Raw genomic sequence first — 24150 nt, 5'->3', positions numbered from 1 at the left:
TATGATCAGACCGCGCTCATTCTCAACGGCACGGAATTCGCCTATGCTCCTATTCGGGAATTCTGGCATGGGGAGGATGCGTGCTTCCTGGGTGGATCATATTCGGTTCGGCCTTCGCTTATGTCCTGCTGCTGTTTGCGGTTGCAAGTTATGGGGACAGGAACAGCCGGAAAAGAAACGCCCCGAAAAAAGGGCGACCGTTCGTCTATGCGCTTAGCCTTGCGATCTACTGCACGTCATGGACCTATTTCGGCGGCGTCGGGCTTGCCGCCGACAGGGGGCTGGAATTCCTCGGCATCTATACCGGGCCGATCCTCGCCTTCACCATCGGCATGCCGATCATTCGCCGCATCGTCGAACTGGCGAAAACGGAAAAGCTGACATCGGTTGCGGATTTCATCGCCGCCCGCTACGGCAAGAACTCCACCGTGGCGATGATCGTCGCCATCATCGCGCTCGTCGGCGCCATTCCCTATATCGCCCTGCAATTGAAAGCCGTTTCCAACTCGGTGGCGACGATGGTCGATCCCGGCGATTACGGCATCGGCAGCGGCAATCTCTATTTCCTCGATCTGCCGCTGGTCGTCACCATCGTCATGGCCGGCTTCGCCGTCATGTTCGGCACGCGCCACACCGATGCCACCGAGCATCAGGATGGGCTGATCCTGGCGATTTCGATGGAGTCGCTCGTCAAGCTCGTCGCCATGTGCACGGTCGGCTTTTACGTCCTGTTTGTGCTTTTCGACGGTCCCTCGCATCTGTGGCAGCTTGCCTCCGGCAATGAACAGGCCATGAAGGCCATATCCTACCATACGCCCATCAGCCGCTGGATCGTGATGACGCTGCTTTCCGGCTTCGCCATCATTCTTCTGCCGCGTCAGTTCCACGTCACCGTGGTGGAAAACCGCACGCCGGAAGAGCTGCGCATGGCGGGCTTCCTGCTGCCGCTCTACCTCATTGCCATCAACATCTTCGTTCTGCCGATCGCACTGGCCGGCATTCTGACGCTCGGCGCAAATGGCGATGCCGATCTTTACGTCTTGCAACTGCCGCTCGCCCATCAGATGCCGGTCGTGTCGCTGATCACCTTTATCGGCGGATTTTCGGCCGCGACCGCGATGGTGATCGTCGCCTCGGTTGCACTGTCGATCATGATCTCCAACGACATCGTCATGCCGATCTTCCTGCGGCAAAAGCTGCTGAACCGTTCGCCGCACCGGGACAACTTCGCCAAAACACTGCTCAACATCCGCAGAACGGCGATCTTTGCGGTCCTGCTTCTGGGCTACGGCTATTACCGTGCCGCAGACAGTGCAACCGGGCTTGCCTCCATCGGCCTCCTGGCATTTGCGGCCATAGCCCAGATGGCCCCTGCCCTCTTCGGCGGCTTGTTCTGGCGCCGGGCCAATGCGCGCGGCGCAATTGCGGGTCTCAGCTCGGGCTTTTTCGTCTGGGCCTATCTGCTGTTTCTGCCAAGCTTCGGCGGGCCTGATAATTCCGAGGTCGCGGCGAATATTCTCGGTTTCCTGTTTTCGGGCAGCACGGTCTTCAACGGTCCCGAGGCCGATCCATTCGTGAATGCGGTCATTCTCAGCCTGCTGGTCAACAGCCTCGCTTTCGTGCTTGGCTCGCTCTCGCGCAATCCGCGTCCGGTGGAACGCATCCAGTCCGGTATCTTCGTCAAGCGCCATTCGAAATCGCAATTCGCCACGCGCGGCTGGAAAACCCGCGTCAGCGTTGGCGACCTCAAAAGCGCGATCGCCCGTTATCTCGGCGAAGAGCGCATGCTGCGCTCGCTGGCGACCTATGAAAAAACGGCGGGCAGAAAGCTTAATGACGAGCAGCCCGCCGATATGGCGCTCATTCATTTCTCCGAACAATTGCTCGGCAGCGCCATCGGCTCGTCCTCGGCCCGGCTCGTGCTTTCGATCATTCTCCAGAAAGCGGAGGATACCAGCGCGGACACGGCCTGGCTGCTCGATCAGGCGAGCGAAGCCCTGCAATATAATCAGGACATGCTGCAGACTGCTCTTGCGCAGATGGATCAGGGCATTGCCGTTTTCGACAGTTCTCAGCAGCTGACGATCTGGAACCGACGCTTCCGCACCCTGCTGGATCTGCCCGAGCAATTCGGTCAGGTCGGGGTGCCACTCACGGATATCGTTTCCATGCTGCAGGAGCGCGGCGACATGCCGGCCGGCGACACGAATGAGCTTATCACCAGTTTCCTGACCATGGACCTGCCCTTCTCGCTGGTGCTTGCGGGCGGCGAGCGGATTATCGAAGTGCGCTCCAACACCATGCCGGACAAGGGCATCGTCGCCACTTTCACCGACATCACCCAGAGGGTGGCGAGCGACCAGGCATTAAAACAGGCGAACGAAACGCTGGAACAGCGTGTGGCGGAACGCACCGTCGAGCTTACCCGCGTCAATCGTGAACTGGCGGAGGCAAGGGCATCCGCCGATGAGGCGAATATCGGCAAGACGCGGTTTTTCGCCGCCGCCGGTCACGACATTCTTCAGCCGCTGAATGCAGCCCGCCTTTATTCCTCCTCGCTCGTCGAGCGGCTTGGCGCATCGGGGGAAAGCGATCTCGTGCAGAATATCGATTCGGCGCTCGAATCGGTCGAGACGATTCTCGGCGCGGTGCTCGATATTTCCCGCCTCGACACGGGTTCGATGAAGGCGCGCATGACCTCGGTGCCGCTGAATGAGCTGCTAAAACGCATCGAGACTGACTTTGCGCCCATGGCACAGGAGAAGAACCTCGATCTGGTGGTCATGCCCACGTCGCTGACGGTGCGCTCGGACCCCAATCTGCTGCGGCGGCTGATACAGAACCTGGTCTCCAACGCCATCAAATATACGCTGACGGGTAAAGTCGTCGTCGGCGCGCGCCGCCGGGGCGGCGAGGTCGTCATTCAGGTGACGGATTCCGGCATCGGTATTCCCGCCTCCAAATTCCGCACGGTGTTCAAGGAGTTCGCCCGGCTGGATGAAGGGGCAAAGACAGCGTCGGGCCTCGGGCTTGGCCTTTCCATCGTCGACCGGCTGTCGCGCATGCTGCACCATCCAGTGCAGCTGATTTCAACACCCGGCAAGGGCACGACCTTCCGCATCCACCTGCCGCGCGAGGCGGACCGGATCGCACCCGCGAAAGCCAGCGGTACAATCGTCAATCCAGCGGCGAGCGATCGCCTTCACGGTATCAGGGTCCTGTGCATCGACAACGAGCCGAAAATCCTTGAGGGCATGACGCTGCTGTTGTCGGGCTGGGGTTGCGAGGTCCTACCCGCAGGGTCGGTGGCGACGCTGGAAGAACCGTTCCTGACGCTGACCGCAGCACCCGACGTGATCGTTGCCGACTACCATCTGGACGATGGCGACGGCATCAGCGCTATCCGTCTCATCAGGACTTTCTACGGCAAGACGATCCCTGCCCTGCTTTTGACGGCAGACCGCAGCCCGGAAGTGCGCAGCGATGCGGAAAAATACGGAATTTCCGTCCAGCACAAACCGGTCAAGCCGGCAGCCCTGCGCGCCTATATCAACCAGATATCCAGCACGGCCCGCGCGGCGGCAGAATGAAAAACTCCCGGATCTTGCGATCCGGGAGTTCTTTGCTTTCTGAATGCGCCTCTCAGGCCGCGCGGCTCAACCGATCCCTGCCGGTCACTGAGCCCTGTTCCATCTGGAACCGCTGAACCAGATCGAGCAGCGCCTCCACTTCACCGGACAGCACCCTGCTCGCCGCGCTGGACTGTTCGGCAAGGGCGGCGTTCTGCTGGGTCATCTGATCCATCTGGTTGACGGAACTGTTGACGTTGTGAAGCGCAGAAGACTGGTCCTGCGTCGCGGTCGCGATGGTTTCGACATGCTGGCTGACGGTGACGATCTGCCGGCTGATGGCGGAAAGAACCGTGCCCGCCTCCTGCACCAGCTTCGAACCGGAGCTGACTTCATGCGTCGACTGGTTGATGAGCTGCTTGATTTCACGCGCCGCATCGGCGGAACGCTGCGCAAGCTCGCGTACTTCCTGCGCCACGACGGCAAAACCCTTGCCAGCCTCACCCGCACGCGCCGCCTCGATGCCGGCATTGAGGGCGAGAAGGTTGGTCTGGAAGGCGATGTCGTCGATGACCTCGATGATCTGCTCGATCTTGCGCGAGGCGCCTTCGATACGGCCCATGGCGTCAACGGCATTGCTGACGACCGAACCGGAACTGTCGGCGCTCTGCTTGGTGACGCGCACGGCCTCATTGGCCTCCCGTGCACGCTCGGCCGAGGATCTGACGGTCACCGTGATTTCGTCGACGGCAGCGGCGGTCTCTTCCAGAGAGGCTGCCTGGTTTTCGGTGCGCTTCGACAGATCGACCGACGATTGCTCGATTTCAAAGCCGCTATGCTGGATGATGAGCGTGCGTTCCCGGATCTGCCCCAGCGCATCGCGCAGGTTGAGAAGGGATTCGTTGAAGTCCGTGCGAAGCCGGTCCAGACGGCCGTTAAAGGGCGCCTCGATCGTGCGGCTCAGATCACCACGCGACAGTCTGCCAAGGCCGGAGGCGATCTCACCGACCGCAAATTCGATCTGGCCGTCCAGCTCCTGCTTCTCGGCATCGTTGCGGTGACGTTCCGTTTCCGCCATCGAGCGTTCCTCGGCGCTCTTCCCTTCGATCGCCAGCTTCTCAAGCGCATTCTCGCGGAATATCACCAGAGCGCGGGCGATGTTGCCGAACTCGTTGCTGTTCGTGGCATAGGGGATCGGCGTATCGAGATTACCATCCGAAAGGGACTTCACCGCATCGGTCAGCTTGCCAAGCGGCTGAAGCGTACGCTTGATGACGAAATAGGCGAGCAATCCGACGCCAAGCATGGCGAGCGCGCCGCAGATCAGCATCATGTCGCGCAGGCTGTATATCTGCGCATCGTAGACATCCATGGGAATACCCACGAACAGGATGCCGACGGTTGCGCCGGTCTTGTTCGTAACCGGCATATAACCGGTCATGTAGCTGGTGCCGAACAGCGTGGCGGTGCCAAAATAGGCCTCACCCTTGGAAACTTTCGGGAAAGCGGGATGATCGGTAGCAAGCTTGGTGCCGGCTGCTCTTTCACCCTTTTCGTTCTTCAGATTGGTGGTCAGGCGAATGAACTCGCCGGCCTTGGCTTCAAAAACAGTAGAGATACCGCCGTTGCCGGCTGCCGTGCGATCGACGAGATCATTGTCGCGCATCGTTCCGATGCTGGCGCGGCCCACGCTCTTCAAATCGCCATCCACCATTTCGAGGGCAACGCCGCCGACCTTCATCTCGTAGAGGATTGCCATGCCGCGCATTGCGCTGTGCGTATCACGCAGCGCGGTGGTGATGATGTTATCCTTCAAGCGAATGTAGGTCGAAAAACCAACTGCCGCCACGCTGAGCGTGATCAGGCCGATCGTCAAGGCGACGACCTTGCCAGCAACGGACTTAAAGAGCCGGTTGTACATGAAACAGTTCCCCAAAGCCAAACTTATAAAAGTTCTAGTAGGCAACTGTTAAAAAAACGCGAAGTGTCGATAGCACCTTTTAGGGGCTGCACAAGGCCGGCAGGCGCCCGCCCGGCTTATGCGGGACGGGAAGCCCCGTCCAGGATCAATGGATGTAACCGAGACGGATCGCCTTTGCGATCGCCTGAATGCGGTTGACGGAATCAAGCTTGATCGTTGCCGAACCGAGATAGGCATTGACGGTGTGCACGGAAAGCCCGAGCTTGACCGCAATCTCTTCGCTGATACGGCCATCACCCGCCAGTTGCAGGCAGGCAATTTCCCTCTCGCTCAAGGCTTCCGACGGTGCAGCCTTGCGCTCGTCCAACGCCAGCATATCGACCATGATCTCGCAGCATTTGATGTGCTGCTCGATGACGACCTCATTGTCGAGAACGAGATTGCTGCCGCAGAAAACGATATAGCCGTTGCCGATGGTGCCAAGCCGCACCGGCAGGGCCAGGCCCGCATAGGGCAAGGTATCGTTCTCGATCCGGCGCAAGAGAGCCGGCACATCGGGAAGATCGGCGAAGCCGCCGGCATTCTTGTTGCGCCAGATGACCGGCAGCAGCGACGTTTCAATATGGTCGAGAAGAATATCGCCGACGGCGCGGATGAACTGGGTGCTCTGTTCCGCGGCATTCATGCCCCAGTTTTCCAGCTCACAGGTCATCTTCTTCTTGTTGGGGAAGCCGGAAGCAGCGGCTTTCGTCACCACGAAATTTCGCGCGCCGACCAGCTTCTGCATGGCGACGAGTTTCGGAAACAGGTCCGACCGGGTTGTCACGACCGGGCTGCGGTGAAACATCCCCGTTTGACCAAAACCCTCATTGTCCTTCGTCTGTACCATCGTTCGATGCCTATACAAGGTTGTTGCGCACGGCGTAGGCGATTGCCTCCGAGCGGGTTTTTGTCGCGGTTTTACGCATCACGCTTGTAATGTAATTATTGATCGTATTGCGAGAAATGCCAAGGATCATCGCAATTTCGTCACTGGTCTTGCCTTCGGCGATCCAGAACAGGCACTCGAGCTCACGCTCGGTGAGATCGATATCCCGCACCGCCTTTGCTTCGCTGGCGATGCCGAAACTGACGCAATAACCCGTCAGCAGGGCAATTTCGCGCAGACGCTCCGGCAAAGGAACGGCATTTTCAGGAAACAGCAGCAGCAGCGACAGCCGGATGCGGCCGACGCAGAAAGACAGGGCCGAATATTGCCGGTCGATACCGTAGGGAACGGAAACGTCGTCTGGAAGGAAAAGCAATCGGGGCCTCAGAAGCGAAAGGCATTTTTCCATTTCGCTCGATCTGTTCTGGCTGTTCGTCAGTTCGACGCCGAGCCTGCGCACCAGATCGAAGGGCCAATCGGATGTGACGATGAATTTCAGCCCGGTTTCTTCGAGAAGATCATCCCGCGCCAGCAGATAATGCGAGGCGCCAGCATAGGTCACAAGCAGATCCAGCGCGCCTGAAACGTTACCGGCGGCAGCCGTGGCAGCGACATTTTTGGCAAGCTGGTCGCGCGGCAAGGGCTTACCCATGCCCTCCATAGGCTTGGCAGACAGCCTGCGGATATCAACATCGACTTTCAATCGCCTACGCCCTCTTGCTCCCAGTGGGAGATTATACATCGGGATGGAATCATTCCATTCGAGAAGCTTACCAAAACGGGATGGCGCGCCCCCGGAGACCGAATCACTTCATTTTATGGAACCGACCGGAATTTGCCATTACCTGACAACAGCCTTTCCACGTATTTCCCTGCTCGTCTATTGCTAAAAAAACATACTGAAAAGCTGGCCAATCCATAAACGGCATTCTCAGCCTATTCCCAGCAAACTGTATCGTTGCTGAATTTTTTGTAAACAGTGTCCTGAAACGAGAATGCAGCCGCGCGCCTGACAAACATACCAAAAAGTCCGTAAATGCGCAAAAGGCCGGGTAAACCCGGCCTTTTTCAAAATCACGCGGCTTTTTCCACCGCCCATTTGCGAAGAATCTTGGCTGCTCTTTCCTCGCTGATTTCCACCATGCGGGAGAGCCTGCGCTCGGGTCCTTCGCGAACCCGGCGGTTGAAGGTGCCTTCGCTGTCGCCGCCAGCCAGAAGGTCGTCGGTGCTGTCGAAGCCGAAATCCGCTCCGAAACCTTCCATGAGTCCACCTGCACCCGCATCCATGCCAGGGGAGAAATCCGGCAGTTCGAGACCTGCGGCCTCCTGGCTGAGCTGGCCTGCGGCAGCACCGTTGCCGGCAACCGTGCGGACCAGAGGACGTACGCCGAGCCAGATGACAAGGAAGGCGACGGCGACGAAGGCGAGCGAATTGATGATGCCTGCCGAATTGCGGCTGAGCACTTCCATGATGCCCGGTCCGCTTGCGGCTTCGTCGAGCAGCTGCGTTTCCAGGAAGTCCATGGCAGTCAGAGTGACCATGTCACCGCGATCGGAAGAAATGCCCGCAGCCGAGGTTACGATCTTCTGCATTTCGGCAAGATAGGCATCGATCTTGGCCTGATCGGCGGGTTCACCGACCATCTTGGCGATGCGGCCCTTGTTGACGACCACGGCGACCGAAAGCTTCTCGACGGTATAGCCGTTCTTGACGGTGGCGACCGTTTTGGAATTGATCTCGTAGTTGGTCTGTTCTTCTTTCTTCGCAGACTGGTCGGAAGACTGTGGACCACCGGCACCGCCCTGCGGCGCTGCCTGGGGCACGTTCTGCTCCACGGTCGCTGCCGTGTCGGGCTGCGTTTCCTGGGACTTCTGATCTTCTTTCACCGTGCGGACAGAGCGCTCGACGCGTGATTCCGGATCGTAGACGGTTTCCTGAATCTGGCGGCTGTCAGTATTGAGCTGCGCCGTGACGCTGGAGCGGAAATTGTCCATGCCGAGGAAAGGTGCCAGCGCCTTGTCGATATTGGTGGTGATTTCCTGCTGAACGTTCTGCGCCAGTGTCAGCGAACGGTTCATGGCGGCATTGGTGACATCGTCACCGGAGGCCAGAAGTTGGCCCGTCGAATCAAGCAGGGTCACGTCATCGACTTCAAGGCCGGGAACGGCCGAGGCGACGAGGTGACGGATGGAGGCGGAGGCCTTGCGCCCGGCGGTGGCACTGGCGCGGATCATGACTGATGCCGTGGGCTTCTGTTCACCACGGCGGAAATTGCCGACGTCAGGCATGACGATATGGACGCGTGCGGCCGCAACCCCGTCGATCTGCTGGATGGAGCGGCTGATTTCGCCCTCAAGGGCGCGAACCCGCGTCACTTCCTGCATGAAGGAGGTCAGGCCGAGAGAGCCGACATTGTCGAAAAGCTCGTAACCGGCATTGGCGCTGTCCGGCAGGCCGCGCTCGGCCAGCAGCAGACGCGCCTTGCTGGTGAGCCCGACGGGAACCTGGAGGCTCGCACCATCGGTTCCAACCTGAAAGTCCAGCCCCGATTCGGCAAGCGCAATGCTGATCTTGTTGAGGTCGCTCTTTTCAAGTCCCACATAAAGGGTCTCGTAAGCGGGACGGTTCACATAGAGTGCCGCTGCAAGGATAACGGCCATGGACAAAACGCCCACGCCGCCCAGCATCAGAAGCCGTGTCTGACCCAGCGCCGCGACATTCTTCAAGACCTGAGGGATTTGATTTAACAGATTCATTCTGTTCCGCACCGTCATTCATAGAGTCCGAGACCTTTTGGCCCCGTGGTGACAATAGGGTGCGAAGCTTGCGCGAGCGTTGCCTTTCTCCGTTATCCGCGAAGGAGGGATGAATGGCAGCCGGAAGGTCTAGAACAGGTCGAAGTCGCCGGAGGCCTTGTCGAGCGGCTGGGAATGGCCGTGGCGGAACGCAGCGCCCAGCGCCTTTTGCATTTCGGCAAGCTTGACGAGGCTGAGTGCCGTCGAGACGTCCACGATCCAGTCACCGGGAATGGAGCCTGTGATGGTATCGATGAACTCTGCGAGGCCGCGGGTCTTCTGAACGGCAAGATCGATGCCCTGCAGCAGCTTGACGCCATCGCTGGACAATTCGCCGCTGGTCACTTCCAGCAGTTGTGGCTCGATGCGCTCAATAAGATAGGCGACGTCGTGCAGTTCCGATACCACGCGCATCAGAACGTCCGGCAAGGCTTCTTCGAACGGAGTGGTGCCGGTGTGGTCTGCAATCTGCATTGGAAACTCCGTGACTAGAAAAATTCGATGTCGTTGGCGACGGGTTTGGGCGCCGGCACCGGACGCGTTTCCATCGCAACGGTCTTCTGGGTTTCCGCGCCGCTGAGCGGATGCTGCCGCGCACGGCCTGAGACCGGCCAGAATTCGATCTTGCGGCCGTGTTCCCCGCCCGTGGAGGAGCTTATGACCGGAATGCCTTCATCCTTCAGAAACTGCATGGCGAAGATGGCATTCTGCTCACCGACATTCGAGAAGCTGGCGATCGTCTTCGCGCCGCCGAAAACCTTGGCCTCCAGCCGGTCGCGGCGGGCGCCCTTCTTCAGAAGGCCGTTGATCAGAAGTTCCATGAGATGCACACCGTAACGCGTTGCATCTCCCCCCGTCACATTGCCCGTTCCCGGCAGCAGGAAGTGGTTCATGCCTCCAATGCCGGCAACGGGGTCTCTCAGACAGGCGGCCACGCACGAACCGAGTATCGTCGTCATGACCACGTCGGGATCGTTGACAACCTTATACTCGCCCTGAATGATATGTACGCGCTTGGCCGCAGCTTCAATCATTTCAGCGATCCGAAAACCGCTTCGATGGCAGCGCGCATCTTGTCGATGGTGAAGGGTTTGGCCAACACGTTATTCGCGCCGAGCTGTGCTGCCTTCTGCACCAGCGCGCGGTCGCCCTGCGCGGTGAGGATGATGAAGGCGGCCTTCTTGGTGGTCGGATTGGCCCGCACGGCGTGCAGGAAACCAAGGCCGTCCATCTTCGGCATGTTGAAGTCGGAGATGACGAGATGATGGGGCTGCTGCTCCATGATCTTCAATCCCTGCTCGCCATCGCCAGCGGCAGTAATCTGTTTGAAGCCGAGCTGTGTCAGCGCATCGCTGAGGAGCAGCCGGCTGGTCACCTGATCGTCGACGATCAGAACTTTGATCTTTTCTGCGAGAGACATTAGTCAGCACCTTCTTTACGGGCAGTGGTTAGTTTCAGGATTTCTTCGCCGATGGAGGCCAACGGCAATTGCTGTTCAACGGCGCCAAGCTCATAGGCCACACGCGGCATGCCGTAGACGACACATGTTTTTTCGTTCTGGCCGACGGTGCGCGCACCGGCATGGCGCATTTTCAACAGCCCGGCTGCACCATCGCGGCCCATGCCGGTCAAAATGACGCCGACGGCGTTGCGTCCGGCAAGCTCGGCCACGGAATCGAACAGCACATCGACGGAGGGCCGATGGCCGTTGACGGGATCACGCTCGATGAGCCGGCAGCAGGGCGCGGTACGATTGGCGATCTGCAAATGGCGTTCGCCGCCCGGCGCGAGGTAAATCTTGCCGGTTTGCAGGCGTGCGCCGTCCGTCGCCTCTTCCACGACAGGTGCGCAGATGCGGTTCAGCCTTTCCGCGAAACTCTTGGTGAATGTCGGCGGCATATGCTGGGTGATGACGGTCGGCGGGCAATTGGCAGGAAACTTCTGAAGCACGGCGATCAAGGCCTCGACGCCACCCGTGGAAGAGCCGATGGCCACGACCTTGCGGCCGGCGCGATAATCGCTGACCGGGGTCGGCTGCACTGCCGCTGCTGTTTCCGGGCGCGCCGCGCGATAGGCCGCGTGCTGCGAGCGGGCGGCTGCCTTTACCTTGTCGGCAAGATCGCCAAAGGGGCGCGCATCGCCGGGAGCGGGTTTGCCGACGCAGTCGAAAGCGCCGATTTCAAGAGCGGCAAGCGAAGCGTCAGCGCCGCGATGCGTCAAGGACGAGACCATGATGACCGGCATCGGCCGCAGGCGCATGATCTTTTCGAGGAATTCGAGGCCGTTCATTTCCGGCATCTCGATATCAAGCGTCACGACATCGGGATTGAGCTGCTTGATGGCGGCGCGCGCTTCCATGGCGTTGCCGGCCTGGCCGACCACCTCAACCTCCGGATCGGCCTTGAGGACGGCCGAAATCAGGCCGCGCATCGTTGGAGAATCATCAACGACAAGAACCCGTGCGAGCGCGCTCATGCCTTCCTCCCCGAAGCGTGACCAATGAAGCGGTATGTGGTGATGCCGGTATTGTCGAACAGGTTCTTGGCATCACCGGAGACGCGTTCGGAATGGCCGATATAAAGATGACCGCCTTCCGGCAGCAGCCCCGCGAAACGCGACCAGATACGCGTCTGCGTCGGCTCGTCGAAATAAATGACGACGTTGCGGCAGAAAATGACGTCGAAATTGCCCTTGAAGGGCCATTGCGTCATCAGGTTCAATTCGTTGAACGTGATGAGGCGCTTGACCTTGTCATCGATCTGGAACTTGCGACGGCCACCGGCATCGACTTCCGTGAACCATTGCTTGCGCATGGCGGGAGACACGGTTTCGAGCGCATTGTCGTCATAGACCCCTGCCCGGGCCTGCGCCAAAATCTTCGGGTCGATATCCGTCGCCAGGATTTTGAAATCGTAATCCGCCGCATTAGGGAACATGGCGAGCACGGTAAGTGCGATGGAATAGGGCTCCTGCCCGTCGGAACAGGCCGCCGACCAGATGCGAACACGACCGCCACTCTTCGCCCGGGCGATGAGGCCCGGCAGGACCTCGTCACGCAGATGTTCGAAATGATGGTTCTCACGGAAGAAGCGGGTGAAATTCGTCGTCAGGTGCGACAGCATTTCGCGCCGCGCTTGCGCGCCATCCGGCGAGGATACCAAAGCGCAATATTCGCGGAAACCCGACAGGCCGAGATTGCGGATATGCTTCGACAGGCGGGAATAGACCAGCGACGCCTTGGTGTCGTTGAGATAGATGCCCGCATCGGCATAGATCATCGCCGCGATTTCCGACAGGTCGCGCCGTGTCAGCGGGTATTCGCCGCTGGCAAGGACATCGTCGGGAGACTGGCGCTGATCGCTGAAATTAAGTGCTGCCATGAACGATCCGCTTTCAACCTGTCGCCGCAAGCGACATTTCCTGCTTCAGGGGCTGTCCGCGCGAGGCGCTGACGATGGCATCGACATCCAGGATGAGCGCAACGCGTCCGTCACCGAGGATGGTGGCGGCGGCAATGCCCGGAACATGGGTATAGTTGGCTTCCAACGACTTGATGACAACCTGGCGCTGACCCTGGATCGCATCGACCATCAGGGCGCGCTGGCCGCCGCCTTCCGATTCCACCAGAAGAGCGACACCTTCGACCGGATCGGCCTGGGTCGGGCGGAAGTTCAGCACGCGGCCGACATCGACCAGCGGGCAGAAGGAGTTGCGGATGGAAATCAGCCGCTGGTTCGCGCCGAAGGAGTGAATGTTCTTCGCCTCCGGCTGCAGGGTTTCCACGATTGCCGTCAGCGGCACCACCAGCGTCTGGCCGGCAACGGTCACCACCATGCCGTCGAGAACGGCGAGCGTCAGCGGCAGGCTCATGGTGAAAGTCGAGCCAAGGCCGGGGCGCGAGGAGATGCTGATGCGGCCGCCAAGCGCCTGAATGGAGCGCTTGACTACATCCATGCCGACTCCACGGCCGGAAATGTCGGAAATCTTGTCGGCGGTGGAGAAGCCCGGTGCGAAGATCAGATTGTCGATTTCTTCATCCGTCAGGTTCGCATCGGCGGCGATGAGATCGTTGTCGATTGCCTTCTGACGAACGCGCTCACGGTTGATGCCTGCGCCGTCGTCCTGAAGCTCGATCAGGATACGGCCCGAGCGGTGCTTGGCCGAAAGCTTGATGGTGCCTTCCGGGTTCTTGCCCGCCGCTTCGCGTTTTTCCGGCGTTTCGATACCGTGGTCGACGGCATTGCGGATCATATGCGTCAGGGGTTCGGCCAGCTTATCGATGACCGTCTTGTCGACTTCCGTGTTTTCACCTTCGGTGACGAGGCGGATCTGCTTGCCGATCATGTCGGCGACTTCGCGGACGATACGCGACATGCGCTGGAACACCGGCTTCACCGGCTGCGCGCGGATCGCCATGACGCTGTCCTGGATTTCGCGCGTCAGCTGCTGCAGCTCGTCGAGGCCCATATTGACGGCCGAGGTGCCGCTCGCATCGTTTTCGATGACGCTCTGCGACAGCATCGCCTGATTGATGACGAGCTCACCGACAAGGTTGATCAGGCGGTCGACACGGTCGAGGTCCACACGGATGGTCTGGCCGGCGCTGGCATTGGCCGCCGCATTGGCGTTCGCCTGGGCTGCGGCAGGGGCTGCCGCCGCCTCACGCTTTTCGATTGCGGCATTGACGCTCTGGGCGATCTGCGTCGTCGCAACGGCCGTTTCGACGGCTGCGGCAACATAGGACGTTTCCGCCGCGATGGCTTCGACGGCGGGTTCCTCTTCCGATCCGCTATCGAGAGCCGAGAGATCGAACGGAACCGGGATCATCGGAAGCTCTTCCTCATCCGCGGCGGCATCCGACACAACGGGGGTGATTTCGAGATCGCAATCCCATTCAGCGAATTCGAAGACGCTGCGGATACCCTCTTCACCCTTCTCGGTCGTGATCGAAACCGTCCAGGAGAGATAGGATGCTTCAGGATCGAGCTTGTCGAGCGAAGGCAGCTCCGACATGTCGCAATTGATGCTCATTTCACCGATGCGCGAAAGATCGCGCAGGAGAAGGGCAGCCTCGTTGCCTTTCGAATAAAGCGATGCATGCGGCTTGAAGGTGATCTGGAAGGTCGGCGCTTCCATCAACGGCGTGGTTTCGTCGGCAAAGTCCGAGAAGGAGAACGGGATCGGCTCGAAGCCGCTCTCATCCGTCGGCTTGGGTGCGACGGGTTGCGGCGCCTTGACGGCAGCTGGCGCTGCCACCGGCGCGGAAACCTGTATGGTTTCGCCGTTTGCCAGCGCTTCCAGTTCCTTGACGAGGCCGCGGGTGCGGCTTTCATCGACGCTGCCGCCGTCTCTGGCCGCATTGGTCAGGTCCGCCAGCACGTCGGCGGAGCGCAGCATGACCTTCAGAACATCCTGTGTCGGCTCCAGCTTGTTGGAGCGGACGCAGTCGAGGGTCGTTTCAAAAACGTGGGCGAAGGCCACGAGATCATCGAGACCGAAGGCACCCGCCCCGCCCTTGATGGAATGAACGGCACGGAAAACGGCGTTGACGGTTTCCGGATCACGGTCGCCGTCATTCAATTTAAGAAGCCCCGATTCCAGTTCGGCGAGCTGCTCCTCGCATTCCTGGAAAAAGATTTCCTTGATTTCGTTCATATCCATCGTGAAATGTCCCGTATCAGGCGGTTACGCGTTCAATGGCATCGATGAGTTTTGCAGGATCGAACGGCTTGACGATCCAGCCCGTCGCACCGGCCTGACGGGCGCGGTTCTTCTTTTCCGCATCGCTTTCCGTCGTCAGGACCAGGATCGGGATCGCGCGATACTTTTCGTTGCGCCGTACACCCTCGATGAAGCCGAAACCATCAAGACGGGGCATGTTGATATCGGTCACGATGACATCGGGGTTGCTCTGCTCGAGCACTTCGAGGCCCTCAATGCCATCTTCGGCCTGAATGGTTTCGAAACCGGCATTGTTAAGGGTGACCAGGAGCATGTTCCTGATCGTCCGGGAATCATCCACGGTAAGAACTTTTTTCTTCACTTTTGCATCTCCTTAGGGAGCAAATGGTCAATATCGACGCCTATCAGTTTCATCGTCTTGTCGAATGCATCGGACACCCTGGCAAAACCGAACCGCTTGCCGTCCTCTTCCCAGGATTTCGCGCCGGCCATCAGAACCTGAGCGCAAAGCGCGCCAATACGCTCAACCTCTGACGCATCGACCGACAAAGGTGCTCCTCTCAGCGTCATCAGCTTGCCGTGCAGGGCCGATGCTTCGTTGAGATCCAGCACCGGTGACAGTTTCAGCGTCGCCTCAGCTGCTTTTCTGGCTGCCATTACATGACTCCCTGACGTCTGAATTGTTGGTAATCCTGGCCGTAATCCGAGCGATTATCCGCACGGGCCATAAATGAAGTGTCCTGCCGGTCCGCACCGGATACCGCTTTCGCCTGCACCTGACGGGCAATGCGGAATTCGCGGATGGTGCGGCCGAGTTCCAGAATAACGGTATGAAGCGCGTCGGCCTCGGAAGCGCTCGCGCTGATATCGACGGCGTTCCGGCCGGCCTGCCTTTGCTGCTCGCCGATATCGGCGGCGACCGATTGCAGTTCGCCGGCCTGCTCGGCCGTATGCCGGGAGACTTCCGCGATCATGTCGTTGATGCCCGAGACCTGCCGGACGACACCGCCGATTGCGTCCTGCGTGCGGTTGACCATGCGCACGCCGCCCTCGACCTGCGTCTTGGTGGTGCCGACAAGGCTCTTGATTTCTCTTGCAGCATCGGCGGAACGCTGGGCGAGCGCCCGGACCTCCTGCGCGACGACAGCGAAACCACGTCCGCTTTCACCCGCGCGCGCCGCCTCAATGCCGGCATTGAGGGCAAGAAGGTTTGTCTGAAAGGCGATCTCGTCAATCGTGCCGATGATCCTGCCGATCTGTTCGGCGGATTGTTCGATGTCAGACATGGCGTCAATGGCCTCGCCGATCGCCCGGCCGCTCTCGACAGCCGCCTCGCGAGCACGGGAAACAGCCGTTTCCGTGGCCGCTATACGCGCGCCGTTTTCAGCAACGTTCCCGATCATCGCCTGGATGGCGCGGGAGGTTTCGGCAAGCGCTTCGGCCTGCTGGCGGGAGCGTTCGGCGATAGAGCGGCCCATATCGGCAAAACGCGAGCCGAGCGCTTCAGCCTCGCCGATGCTGTTTTGCGCCGCGATCAGCGATGCGCCGATCGTTTCCAGAGCCGTGTTGAAGGAAGCTGCAACATCGCGATAGGCTTCCGGCACTTCACCGCCGATGCGGGCCTGCAAATCGCCCGCGGCAAAGGCCGTCAGTGCCGTGCCCAGCAACTTCGCCGCTTCCGAGCGGTCATTGTCACGCTGTTCCGCCAGTTCGCGGCCATGGCGCAGGCGCAATTCGTTGAAGCGCAGCGAAACCGCGATTTCGGTATCGACCATCACGAGACGGACGACATTCTTGACGGCTTCCGCCAGTTCACGGGTTTTCTTGCGGTTGCCCGGAAGGATGGAGCGCGGTGCATGTTCAGCCACCAGCCCGCCGACGAGATGTTCCAGAACCACCGCGTGGCTGGCGATCTGCCAGCGCGGATCGAGACCCATGCGGCTGGCATTGTCGGAAAGAACCTTCACCCGCTCAGCGTAGAGCGCATCGAAACGCGCATCGGTCAGAACGCTCCAGTGCGAGGATTGCAGATCGTGCAGGCGGTCGAGCTGATTTTCGCTTTCGAAGGACGGAGAACAGTCCGGCATGGACTGGAAACGGGTCATCACGTCCCGCAGGCCAGCCTTGACGTAAGGCTCTAGCATGCTGCGATAATTGCGCAGGAAATCGGATTGCGTCTCATCGAGGCCGGCAAAGCGCAACCGTCCCGCCAGGCTTCCGCCTGCCGATCTGCGCGCTTGATCTGATGGCAAATCCTGCCCCAACCGACGTCCCCAACAACATGACGGCCGGTAAAACCCGGCCAAATTGGCCAAGGTTCAGAACGCCAGCACCCTTAAGGGGATTTTTGAACGAACATACCCATCGCGGACGATGCGGCATCGACGCCTGCCAGACCTTCTTGAACCAAGAAACGAAATACCGGATCGGCACCGGTACGGCAGTGCGGCGTCATGCCTGGAAGGGGAGAGAACCCCATTCCGCCGTGGAAATACCATCAATCTTTATGGTTAATTCCTTGCTTGAAAGTTAAGAAACATAAGCACCGGCGTCAAACGGTAAAATTTGTAAAAGCTTTTAGCGATTGTTGCCCTTACTTTGCCGCAAACGGGCGAAAACGAAAAGGAATCAGACGCTGCGGGCGGTTTTTCCGGCCTGTGCGCTGGACAAGCGTGTCCGCCTTCCCCTAAAACAAATCAACGGGATATTCGCTGCACGGTGATGCTTTAAAGAGACCTTTACGATCAAGGAGATGCCAACTTGTTATGGATGGAGAAATGCCGCTGTTCAGGGCGCCATCCGCAAGTGTTGATCGGCCTCGTGGTCGCAAGCCTGCTCGTCATGATCGGCTTCCAGTCTCCTTCCGGCGTCAAGGCCGTCTCGAAGGCCAGCCGTCTGGAGCGTTTGCAGACAGTGGATCTTAGCCGATCCCTTTCTCTTCGCGATAAAGAATGCACAAACGGCGATGATTTCGGCTGCAAGGCTGGCGAGGCCGGTTCTGGCTTTCGCCCCAGCGATTTCGCTTCATCCACCCTGCGGATAACAGCTGAGGTGAGGCCGGCCGTCACACCTGTTGCCGTCGTGCCACAAGCTTTCCGAGACTTCGCGAGCGTGGTTCCAAGAGCGCCCCCGCATATTATCTATTAGTTATTCCGGCGGTCCTCATCATTCGGTTCATCATGAACCTTGAGGGATCGGAGTCGTCGGAAACCCGCCGTAGGCTCCAATTCCAGAGAGAAAACCGCCGCCGCATATGACACTTGCAACCATTCTTCCATTCATTGTCGCATTGCCCTTTGTCGGCGCCCTCCTGACGGCATTCATGCCGCGCGACGGTGCGGCCGCCGGTCCGGCCTCCGTTGCGGGCGCCGTCGCCCTTTTCGGTCTCGTCAGCAGCATCTTCCTTTATTCGACCGTCAGCGGCGGCGGCGTGCTGAAATATGATGTGGAATGGCTGCCGCAGCTCGGCCTCAACTTCACCCTGCGGCTGGATGGATTTGCCTGGATTTTTGCGATCCTCATTACCGGTATCGGCCTTTTGGTGGTGCTCTATGCCCGCTATTACATGTCGGCCGAAGACCCGATCCCGCGTTTCTTCGCCTTCCTGCTCGCCTTCATGGGCTCGATGCTCGGCGTGGTTCTGTCCGGCAACGTGATCCTGCTGTCGATCTTCTGGGAAATGACCAGCATCTTCTCGTTCCTGCTGATCGGCTACTGGCACCAGAACGCCGGTGCGCGCGACGGTGCGCGCATGGCGCTGACCGTGACCGGCATCGGCGGCTTCAGCCTGCTGGCGGGCCTGCTGATCCTCGGCCATATGGCGGGAAGTTACGATCTCGACAAGATCATCGAGGCCGGCGCCGATATCCGCGCCCATTCGCTCTATCTGCCTGCACTTATTCTCATTCTCGGCGGCGCGCTGACGAAGAGCGCGCAGTTTCCATTCCATTTCTGGCTGCCTAACGCCATGGCGGCGCCCACGCCCGTTTCCGCCTATCTGCATTCCGCCACCATGGTGAAGGCCGGCGTATTTCTGCTTGTCCGGTTCTGGCCGGTGCTGGCGGGCACGCAGGAATGGTTCTGGCTGGTGGGTGCGGCAGGCATCATCACCCTGCTGCTCGGCGCCTATTTCGCCATGTTCCAGCAGGACCTGAAGGGCCTGCTCGCCTATTCCACCATCAGCCATCTCGGGCTCATCACCACGCTGCTCAGCCTCGGCAGCCCGCTTGCGGCAGTTGCGGCCATCTTCCACATGGTCAACCACGCCACCTTCAAGGCGTCGCTGTTCATGGCGGCCGGTATCATCGACCATGAAACCGGCACGCGCGACATGCGGCGCTTAAGCGGGCTTTACACCTATATGCCGGCGACCGCGACACTCGCCATGGCGGCGAGTGCGGCCATGGCTGGGGTGCCGCTGTTCAACGGCTTCCTTTCCAAGGAAATGTTCTTTGCCGAGGCCGTCGAAACCCATGCCGATTCACTGCTGGACCGGGCGCTGCCCTATGTCGCGACGCTATCGGGCGCATTTGCCGTCGCCTATTCGCTGCGCTTCATCCATACGGTGTTCTTCGGCCCCAAGCCCGTCGATCTGCCGAACCCGCATCCGCACGAGCCGCCGCGCTGGATGCGTTTCCCCATTGAATTCCTCGTCTTCGCCTGCCTGATCGTTGGCATCGTTCCGAGCCTTTCCATCGGTCCCTTCCTGCATTCGGCCGTGCTTTCCGTGCTTGGTGCGCAAACGCCGGTTTACAGCCTGTCGATCTGGCACGGTTTCAATCTGCCGCTGATCATGAGTATCGCGGCGCTGATCGGCGGGGTTACGATCTATGTTCTGCTCGGCGGTTATTTCTCGCGCTGCGATGATGGCCCGCCGGTCTTCCGGCATTTGCGGGGCCAGCGCATCTTCGAGCGCATTCTCGTCACCGTGTCCTGGAAGTGGGCGCGGTGGCTGGAAAGCACGCTCGGCACGCGGCGTCTGCAGCCGCAGCTGAGACTTCTCATCCTCGTGGCGCTTCTTGCCGGTTTCTCGCCCCTGTTCCTTTCGGAATTCTCCCTGTCGCTGCCGCGCGTCACGACCTTCGACCCGATCTTTGCCATCCTGTGGCTGATCGGCATGATCGCGGCCATGGGTGCGGCCTGGCAGGCGAAATATCACCGCCTCGCCGCCCTCGTCATGCTCGGCGTCTCGGGCCTGGTCACCTGCCTTACCTTCGTCTGGCTTTCCGCGCCGGATCTCGCCATTACCCAGCTGCTGGTCGAAATCGTCACCACGGTTCTCATCCTGCTCGGCCTCAGATGGCTGCCGAAACGCTTCGAGAAGGTTGACAGCAGCGATGAGCTGCCCGCACAGCTTCGCCGCGCGCGTGACTTTTTGCTCGCCGCAGCAAGCGGTATCGGCATGTCCGTCATTGCCTATGCCGTGATGACCCTGCCGGTGCCGAACGCGATTGCGACCTACTTCCTCGAACGCGCCTATACCGAAGGCGGCGGCACCAATGTCGTTAACGTCATCCTCGTCGATTTCCGCGGCTTCGATACCTTCGGGGAAATCGCGGTGCTGGCCATCGTGGCGCTCACCGTCTTTGCGCTGCTTCGCCGTTTCCGCCCCGCCCATGAAAGCATCGGGGTGCCGGAACAGCAGCAGATGCAAAACGCCTTCGATGCCGAACGGCCGGACCGTAGCAAGGGCGATACGGTCCGCGACTATCTTTATGTGCCATCGATCGTGATGCAGTGGATGTTCCCCGTCATCATCACCTTCTCGATCTTCCTGTTCATGCGCGGCCATGACATGCCGGGCGGCGGCTTTGCAGCCGGCATCACCATGGCGATCGCCTTCCTGCTGCAATATCTTGCCGGCGGGGCGCGCTGGGCGGAAGACCGCATTCGCATCCTGCCGCTGCGCTGGATGGGCTTCGGCCTTTTGATGGCGGCGTCAACGGGTATCGGCTCCTGGTATTTCGGTTACCCGTTCCTGACCTCCTATTTCCAGTATACGGAGATACCCTATATCGGCAAAATGCCGACGGCATCGGCCCTGCTGTTCGACCTCGGCGTCTTCTCGCTGGTCGTCGGCTCCACCGTTCTTATCCTGATAGCACTGGCACACCAATCGTTGCGTAACTACCGCGTTCGCACGCCTGAAGCCGCAAAAGCGGAGGACGTGTAATGGAACTCATTCTTGCAATCGGCATCGGCATCATGACCGGCTCCGGCGTGTGGCTTATCCTGCGCCCGCGTACCTATCAGGTCATTGTCGGACTTTCGCTTTTGTCTTACGCCGTCAACCTGTTCATCTTCGGCGTCGGCGGCATCAAGACCAATGCGCCGCCGGTGCTGGTCAACGGCGTCGACAGTTCGACACTCGCCGACCCCGTGCCGCAGGCGCTGGTGCTGACGGCCATCGTCATCGGCTTCGCCACCACCGCATTGTTCCTCGTCGTGCTGCTTGCCGCCCGCGGCCTTACCGGCACCGACCATGTGGACGGGAGGGAGTCGAAATGATGTCGTTCCCCTTCCACATCGTCATCGCCCCCATTCTGGTGCCGTTGATAACCGCAGCGCTGCTGTTGTTTTTTGATGAGCGCCAGCGTGTTGCGAAAGCCGCCATCAGCCTTGCCTCAACAATCATATTGCTCGTTGTCGCCATTCTGCTGTTCCGCGAGGTGAACTCGACGGTCAATACGGAGATCGCAGCGGTGGTTTCGAGCGGCGTCTATCTGCTTGGCAACTGGCCCGCGCCCTTTGGCATCGTGCTTGTGGCCGATCGCCTCTCCGGGCTGATGGTGCTTCTGACGGCACTTCTTGCCATTCCGTCGCTGATCTATTCAATGGCGAAGTGGCACAAGGCAGGCGCGCATTTCCATTCGCTGTTCCAGATGATGCTGATGGGCGTCAACGGTGCGTTCCTGACCGGCGACCTCTTCAATCTCTTCGTCTTCTTCGAAGTGATGCTGGCGGCCTCTTACGGCCTGCTGCTGCATGGTTCCGGCCAGCAGCGCGTCAAGGCCGGGCTGCATTATATCGCCATCAACCTCGTGGCGGCGCTGTTCTTCCTCATCGGCGTCAGCCTTATCTATGGCGTCACCGGCACGCTGAACATGGGCGACCTTGCCCATCGCATCGAAGGGCTCAACCCGGACCAGCGCATGCTACTGGAAACCGGCGCTGCCGTCCTCGGCATCGCATTCCTGGTCAAGGCCGGCATGTGGCCGCTGAATTTCTGGCTGCCTTCCGCCTATGGCTCGGCTTCAGCACCTGTTGGCGGGCTGTTTGCGATCATGAGCAAGGTCGGCATTTATGTCATCGCCCGCCTGTCCTTCCTGCTTTTCGGACAGACGGCCGGGGAATCGGCCGGTTTCGGCCATGATGCCCTGCTGGTTGGCGGCATCGCCACCATCATCTTCGGGGCTATCGGCGTTCTCGCCTCACAGGCGCTCGGGCGGCTCGCCGGCTTTTCGGTTCTCGTCTCCTCGGGAACGCTGCTTGCCGCCATGGGCACCGGCAATCCGACGGTGGCGGCCGGCGCGCTTTATTACATGGTCAGCTCCACGCTCACCATCAGCGCCTTCTTCATGCTGATCGAACTCGTCGAGCGCGGGCAGGATGCGGGCGCGAACGTTCTGGCCGTGACCATGGAGGCCTACGGCGAGGGCGACGAGGAAGAGGAGGAAGAGGAAGTCGGCGTGACCATGCCAGGCACCATGGCCGTGCTCGGCGCCTGTTTTGCGGCCTGCGGCATTCTTCTGGCCGGCCTGCCGCCGCTTTCGGGTTTCATCGCCAAATTCTCGATGCTGACCGCCATTCTCAACCCTTCCGGGCTCGGCGCCAATGACAGCGTTTCCACGCTTTCCTGGTGGCTGGTCTTCCTGATCGTCTTTGCCGGTTTCGCCTCGCTGATCTCGATGACGCGCGCCGGCATCCGCACCTTCTGGGCCTCCATCGAAGGCACCGTGCCGCGCGTTCTCGTCATCGAAATCGCCCCCGTGATGCTGCTGCTCGGCCTGACGCTTGCCATGACCGTGCAGGCAGGGCCGGTGATGCGTTACATGCAGGAGACGGCGCGTATTCTCGACCTGCCGGCGAGCTATATTCAGGGCGTCATTTCCGCGCCGAGGGCGGGAAGCAATCCGGAGGCGGAGCCATGATGAGCCGTCTCCTGCCCTATCCGCTGCTGACGGTCTCGCTCATCTTCTTCTGGATGACGATCAACAGCTTTTCGCCCGGACATCTGCTGCTCGGCACCGCCGTTGCGCTCATCGCTTCCTGGGCCATGGCGTCGCTCAGGCCCGCCAAACCGCGCATCCGCAACTGGCACAGGCTCGTGCAGCTGATCCTGATCGTGCTTTACGACATTGTCCGGTCCAATATCTCGGTCGTGAGGATCATTCTCTTCAAGCGTGAAAGGGACCGCAAATCCGGCTTCCTGGCGGTGCCGCTTGATATTCGCGATCCCATGGCGCTTGCCGTTCTGGCAACGATCCTCACCTCGACACCGGGAAGCGCCTGGCTCGAATATAATTCCAGCCAGGGCACGCTCCTCCTCCACGTTCTCGACGATGTGGATGAGGCAGCGTGGATAAGCCTCATCAAGAACCGTTATGAAAAACTGCTGATGGAGATATTCGAATGAGTTCGATTATCCTTTTCTGGTCCTTTTCACTCGCGCAGCTGATGCTGGCCATCGCCATGACGATATCAGTCTATCGCATCGCCATCGGCCCGCGGGCCCAGGACCGCGTGCTTGGCGTCGATACGCTTTATGTCAACGCCATGCTGCTTCTTTTGACCTTCGGCCTGCGCACCGGCAACGACATCTATTTCGAGGCATCGCTGCTGATCGCCATCCTCGGCTTCGTCTCCACCGTCGCCCTTTCCAAATTCATGATGCGCGGCGAGGTGATCGAATGAACAACGCCGCCGAATTTCCGCTCTGGGCCGCCATTCTCGTGGCTTTCTTCGTCCTTCTGGGCGCTTCGCTGACGCTGATCGGCACCATCGGCTTTGCCAGGCTCAACAGCTTCTATGAGCGCCTGCACGCGCCCACACTTGGCACCAGCTGGGGCACCGGCGGCATCGTCATGGCCTCGATCATCTATTTCTCCGTCTCCGGCGACCGCTTCGCCTTTCACGAAATCTTCATCGGCATCTTCATGACGGTGACGACACCGGTTTCCCTGATGCTGCTGGGGCGCGCTGCGCTTTATCGGGACCGGGCGGAGCAGAATACGGATAATCGGGAGCATCTCTAG

21 protein-coding genes are annotated in these 24150 nt (G+C 60.0%); 8 read left to right on the top strand and 13 right to left on the bottom strand.

Translation table 11 applies throughout. From position 1 onward, the window contains the following. Positions 1-80: 80 nt before the first annotated feature. Positions 81-3590 carry a hybrid sensor histidine kinase/response regulator gene (locus FY152_00930; protein UXS30718.1) on the top strand — a complete coding sequence of 1170 codons (3510 nt, stop codon included), beginning with the start codon at positions 81-83 and terminating at the stop codon, positions 3588-3590. 52 nt (positions 3591-3642) lie between these two features. Here the strand turns inward: FY152_00930 and FY152_00925 are convergent, their stop codons facing one another. From FY152_00925 to FY152_00865, 13 genes are all read right to left on the bottom strand, one after another. Further along, positions 3643-5490: a HAMP domain-containing protein gene (locus FY152_00925; protein UXS30717.1), complete on the bottom strand. Its 1848-nt coding sequence runs from the start codon at positions 5488-5490 to the stop codon at positions 3643-3645. 145 nt (positions 5491-5635) lie between these two features. Then, positions 5636-6337, bottom strand: a complete 702-nt coding sequence (locus FY152_00920; protein UXS33173.1) for a helix-turn-helix transcriptional regulator — start codon at positions 6335-6337, stop codon at positions 5636-5638. A gap of 52 nt (positions 6338-6389) precedes the next feature. Beyond that, positions 6390-7121, bottom strand: a complete 732-nt coding sequence (locus FY152_00915) for a helix-turn-helix transcriptional regulator (protein UXS30716.1) — start codon at positions 7119-7121, stop codon at positions 6390-6392. A gap of 371 nt (positions 7122-7492) precedes the next feature. Next, complete coding sequence (fliF, locus tag FY152_00910; GenBank protein UXS30715.1) at positions 7493-9175, bottom strand: flagellar M-ring protein FliF; 1683 nt, start codon at positions 9173-9175, stop codon at positions 7493-7495. A 129-nt stretch (positions 9176-9304) separates the two neighbouring features. Beyond that, on the bottom strand, positions 9305-9688 hold the full coding sequence (locus tag FY152_00905; GenBank protein UXS30714.1) for a hypothetical protein: 384 nt from the start codon (positions 9686-9688) through the stop codon (positions 9305-9307). Positions 9689-9702: 14 nt separating this feature from the next. Continuing rightward, entirely contained in the window at positions 9703-10248 is a 546-nt protein-coding gene (gene cheD, locus FY152_00900; GenBank protein ID UXS30713.1) for a chemoreceptor glutamine deamidase CheD, read from the bottom strand. After that, complete coding sequence (locus FY152_00895; protein ID UXS30712.1) at positions 10245-10634, bottom strand: response regulator; 390 nt, start codon at positions 10632-10634, stop codon at positions 10245-10247. The genes cheD and FY152_00895 overlap by 4 nt, the downstream gene beginning before the upstream one ends. Next, positions 10634-11689: a chemotaxis response regulator protein-glutamate methylesterase gene (locus tag FY152_00890; GenBank protein ID UXS30711.1), complete on the bottom strand. Its 1056-nt coding sequence runs from the start codon at positions 11687-11689 to the stop codon at positions 10634-10636. The genes FY152_00895 and FY152_00890 overlap by 1 nt, the downstream gene beginning before the upstream one ends. Continuing rightward, complete coding sequence (locus tag FY152_00885; GenBank protein ID UXS30710.1) at positions 11686-12594, bottom strand: protein-glutamate O-methyltransferase; 909 nt, start codon at positions 12592-12594, stop codon at positions 11686-11688. The genes FY152_00890 and FY152_00885 overlap by 4 nt, the downstream gene beginning before the upstream one ends. Before the next feature lie 13 nt (positions 12595-12607). Continuing rightward, complete coding sequence (locus FY152_00880; GenBank protein UXS30709.1) at positions 12608-14875, bottom strand: chemotaxis protein CheA; 2268 nt, start codon at positions 14873-14875, stop codon at positions 12608-12610. 16 nt (positions 14876-14891) lie between these two features. Beyond that, positions 14892-15257, bottom strand: coding sequence for a response regulator (locus FY152_00875; GenBank protein UXS30708.1), 366 nt, complete (start codon positions 15255-15257; stop codon positions 14892-14894). After that, positions 15254-15553, bottom strand: coding sequence for an STAS domain-containing protein (locus FY152_00870; GenBank protein ID UXS30707.1), 300 nt, complete (start codon positions 15551-15553; stop codon positions 15254-15256). Before FY152_00870 ends, FY152_00875 begins: the two co-directional genes overlap by 4 nt. Next, the gene (locus tag FY152_00865) at positions 15553-17097 is read right to left on the bottom strand and encodes a globin-coupled sensor protein (GenBank protein ID UXS33172.1); all 1545 of its coding nucleotides are present in this window, start codon (positions 17095-17097) and stop codon (positions 15553-15555) included. Before FY152_00865 ends, FY152_00870 begins: the two co-directional genes overlap by 1 nt. A gap of 568 nt (positions 17098-17665) precedes the next feature. On the opposite strand from FY152_00865, the gene FY152_00860 reads away from it, so the two are divergent. The 7 genes from FY152_00860 to FY152_00830 all read left to right on the top strand — a co-directional run bounded on the left by FY152_00860 (position 17666) and on the right by FY152_00830 (position 24150). Further along, complete coding sequence (locus FY152_00860) at positions 17666-18043, top strand: hypothetical protein (GenBank protein ID UXS33171.1); 378 nt, start codon at positions 17666-17668, stop codon at positions 18041-18043. Positions 18044-18149: 106 nt separating this feature from the next. Next, positions 18150-21068: a monovalent cation/H+ antiporter subunit A gene (locus FY152_00855; protein ID UXS30706.1), complete on the top strand. Its 2919-nt coding sequence runs from the start codon at positions 18150-18152 to the stop codon at positions 21066-21068. Further along, complete coding sequence (locus tag FY152_00850; protein ID UXS30705.1) at positions 21068-21403, top strand: Na+/H+ antiporter subunit C; 336 nt, start codon at positions 21068-21070, stop codon at positions 21401-21403. Before FY152_00855 ends, FY152_00850 begins: the two co-directional genes overlap by 1 nt. Beyond that, the gene (locus FY152_00845) at positions 21400-23046 is read left to right on the top strand and encodes a monovalent cation/H+ antiporter subunit D (protein UXS30704.1); all 1647 of its coding nucleotides are present in this window, start codon (positions 21400-21402) and stop codon (positions 23044-23046) included. Before FY152_00850 ends, FY152_00845 begins: the two co-directional genes overlap by 4 nt. After that, entirely contained in the window at positions 23043-23531 is a 489-nt protein-coding gene (locus FY152_00840) for a Na+/H+ antiporter subunit E (GenBank protein UXS30703.1), read from the top strand. Before FY152_00845 ends, FY152_00840 begins: the two co-directional genes overlap by 4 nt. After that, entirely contained in the window at positions 23528-23809 is a 282-nt protein-coding gene (locus FY152_00835) for a K+/H+ antiporter subunit F (protein ID UXS30702.1), read from the top strand. Before FY152_00840 ends, FY152_00835 begins: the two co-directional genes overlap by 4 nt. After that, a complete protein-coding gene (locus FY152_00830; GenBank protein ID UXS30701.1) occupies positions 23806-24150 on the top strand; it encodes a cation:proton antiporter in 345 nt (114 codons plus the stop codon). The genes FY152_00835 and FY152_00830 overlap by 4 nt, the downstream gene beginning before the upstream one ends.

This window comes from Agrobacterium tumefaciens (assembly GCA_025560025.1).
GTDB lineage: Bacteria > Pseudomonadota > Alphaproteobacteria > Rhizobiales > Rhizobiaceae > Agrobacterium.
The sequence above is the reverse complement of the archived record's forward strand: the minus strand, read 5'-3'. Positions and strand labels throughout refer to the sequence as shown.

What these genes read in the sequence shown, in the direction of transcription:
- FY152_00850 (UXS30705.1), top strand. Translation starts at nt 21,068, where the DNA reads ATGGAACTCATTCTTGCAATCGGCATCGGCATCATGACCGGCTCCGGC.
- FY152_00880 (UXS30709.1), bottom strand. Translation starts at nt 14,875, where the DNA reads ATGGATATGAACGAAATCAAGGAAATCTTTTTCCAGGAATGCGAGGAG.
- cheD (UXS30713.1), bottom strand. Translation starts at nt 10,248, where the DNA reads ATGATTGAAGCTGCGGCCAAGCGCGTACATATCATTCAGGGCGAGTAT.
- FY152_00895 (UXS30712.1), bottom strand. Translation starts at nt 10,634, where the DNA reads ATGTCTCTCGCAGAAAAGATCAAAGTTCTGATCGTCGACGATCAGGTG.
- FY152_00885 (UXS30710.1), bottom strand. Translation starts at nt 12,594, where the DNA reads ATGGCAGCACTTAATTTCAGCGATCAGCGCCAGTCTCCCGACGATGTC.
- FY152_00920 (UXS33173.1), bottom strand. Translation starts at nt 6,337, where the DNA reads ATGTTTCACCGCAGCCCGGTCGTGACAACCCGGTCGGACCTGTTTCCG.
- FY152_00830 (UXS30701.1), top strand. Translation starts at nt 23,806, where the DNA reads ATGAACAACGCCGCCGAATTTCCGCTCTGGGCCGCCATTCTCGTGGCT.
- FY152_00855 (UXS30706.1), top strand. Translation starts at nt 18,150, where the DNA reads ATGACACTTGCAACCATTCTTCCATTCATTGTCGCATTGCCCTTTGTC.
- FY152_00840 (UXS30703.1), top strand. Translation starts at nt 23,043, where the DNA reads ATGATGAGCCGTCTCCTGCCCTATCCGCTGCTGACGGTCTCGCTCATC.
- FY152_00925 (UXS30717.1), bottom strand. Translation starts at nt 5,490, where the DNA reads ATGTACAACCGGCTCTTTAAGTCCGTTGCTGGCAAGGTCGTCGCCTTG.
- FY152_00860 (UXS33171.1), top strand. Translation starts at nt 17,666, where the DNA reads ATGGAGAAATGCCGCTGTTCAGGGCGCCATCCGCAAGTGTTGATCGGC.
- FY152_00870 (UXS30707.1), bottom strand. Translation starts at nt 15,553, where the DNA reads ATGGCAGCCAGAAAAGCAGCTGAGGCGACGCTGAAACTGTCACCGGTG.
- FY152_00845 (UXS30704.1), top strand. Translation starts at nt 21,400, where the DNA reads ATGATGTCGTTCCCCTTCCACATCGTCATCGCCCCCATTCTGGTGCCG.
- FY152_00890 (UXS30711.1), bottom strand. Translation starts at nt 11,689, where the DNA reads ATGAGCGCGCTCGCACGGGTTCTTGTCGTTGATGATTCTCCAACGATG.
- fliF (UXS30715.1), bottom strand. Translation starts at nt 9,175, where the DNA reads ATGAATCTGTTAAATCAAATCCCTCAGGTCTTGAAGAATGTCGCGGCG.
- FY152_00835 (UXS30702.1), top strand. Translation starts at nt 23,528, where the DNA reads ATGAGTTCGATTATCCTTTTCTGGTCCTTTTCACTCGCGCAGCTGATG.
- FY152_00905 (UXS30714.1), bottom strand. Translation starts at nt 9,688, where the DNA reads ATGCAGATTGCAGACCACACCGGCACCACTCCGTTCGAAGAAGCCTTG.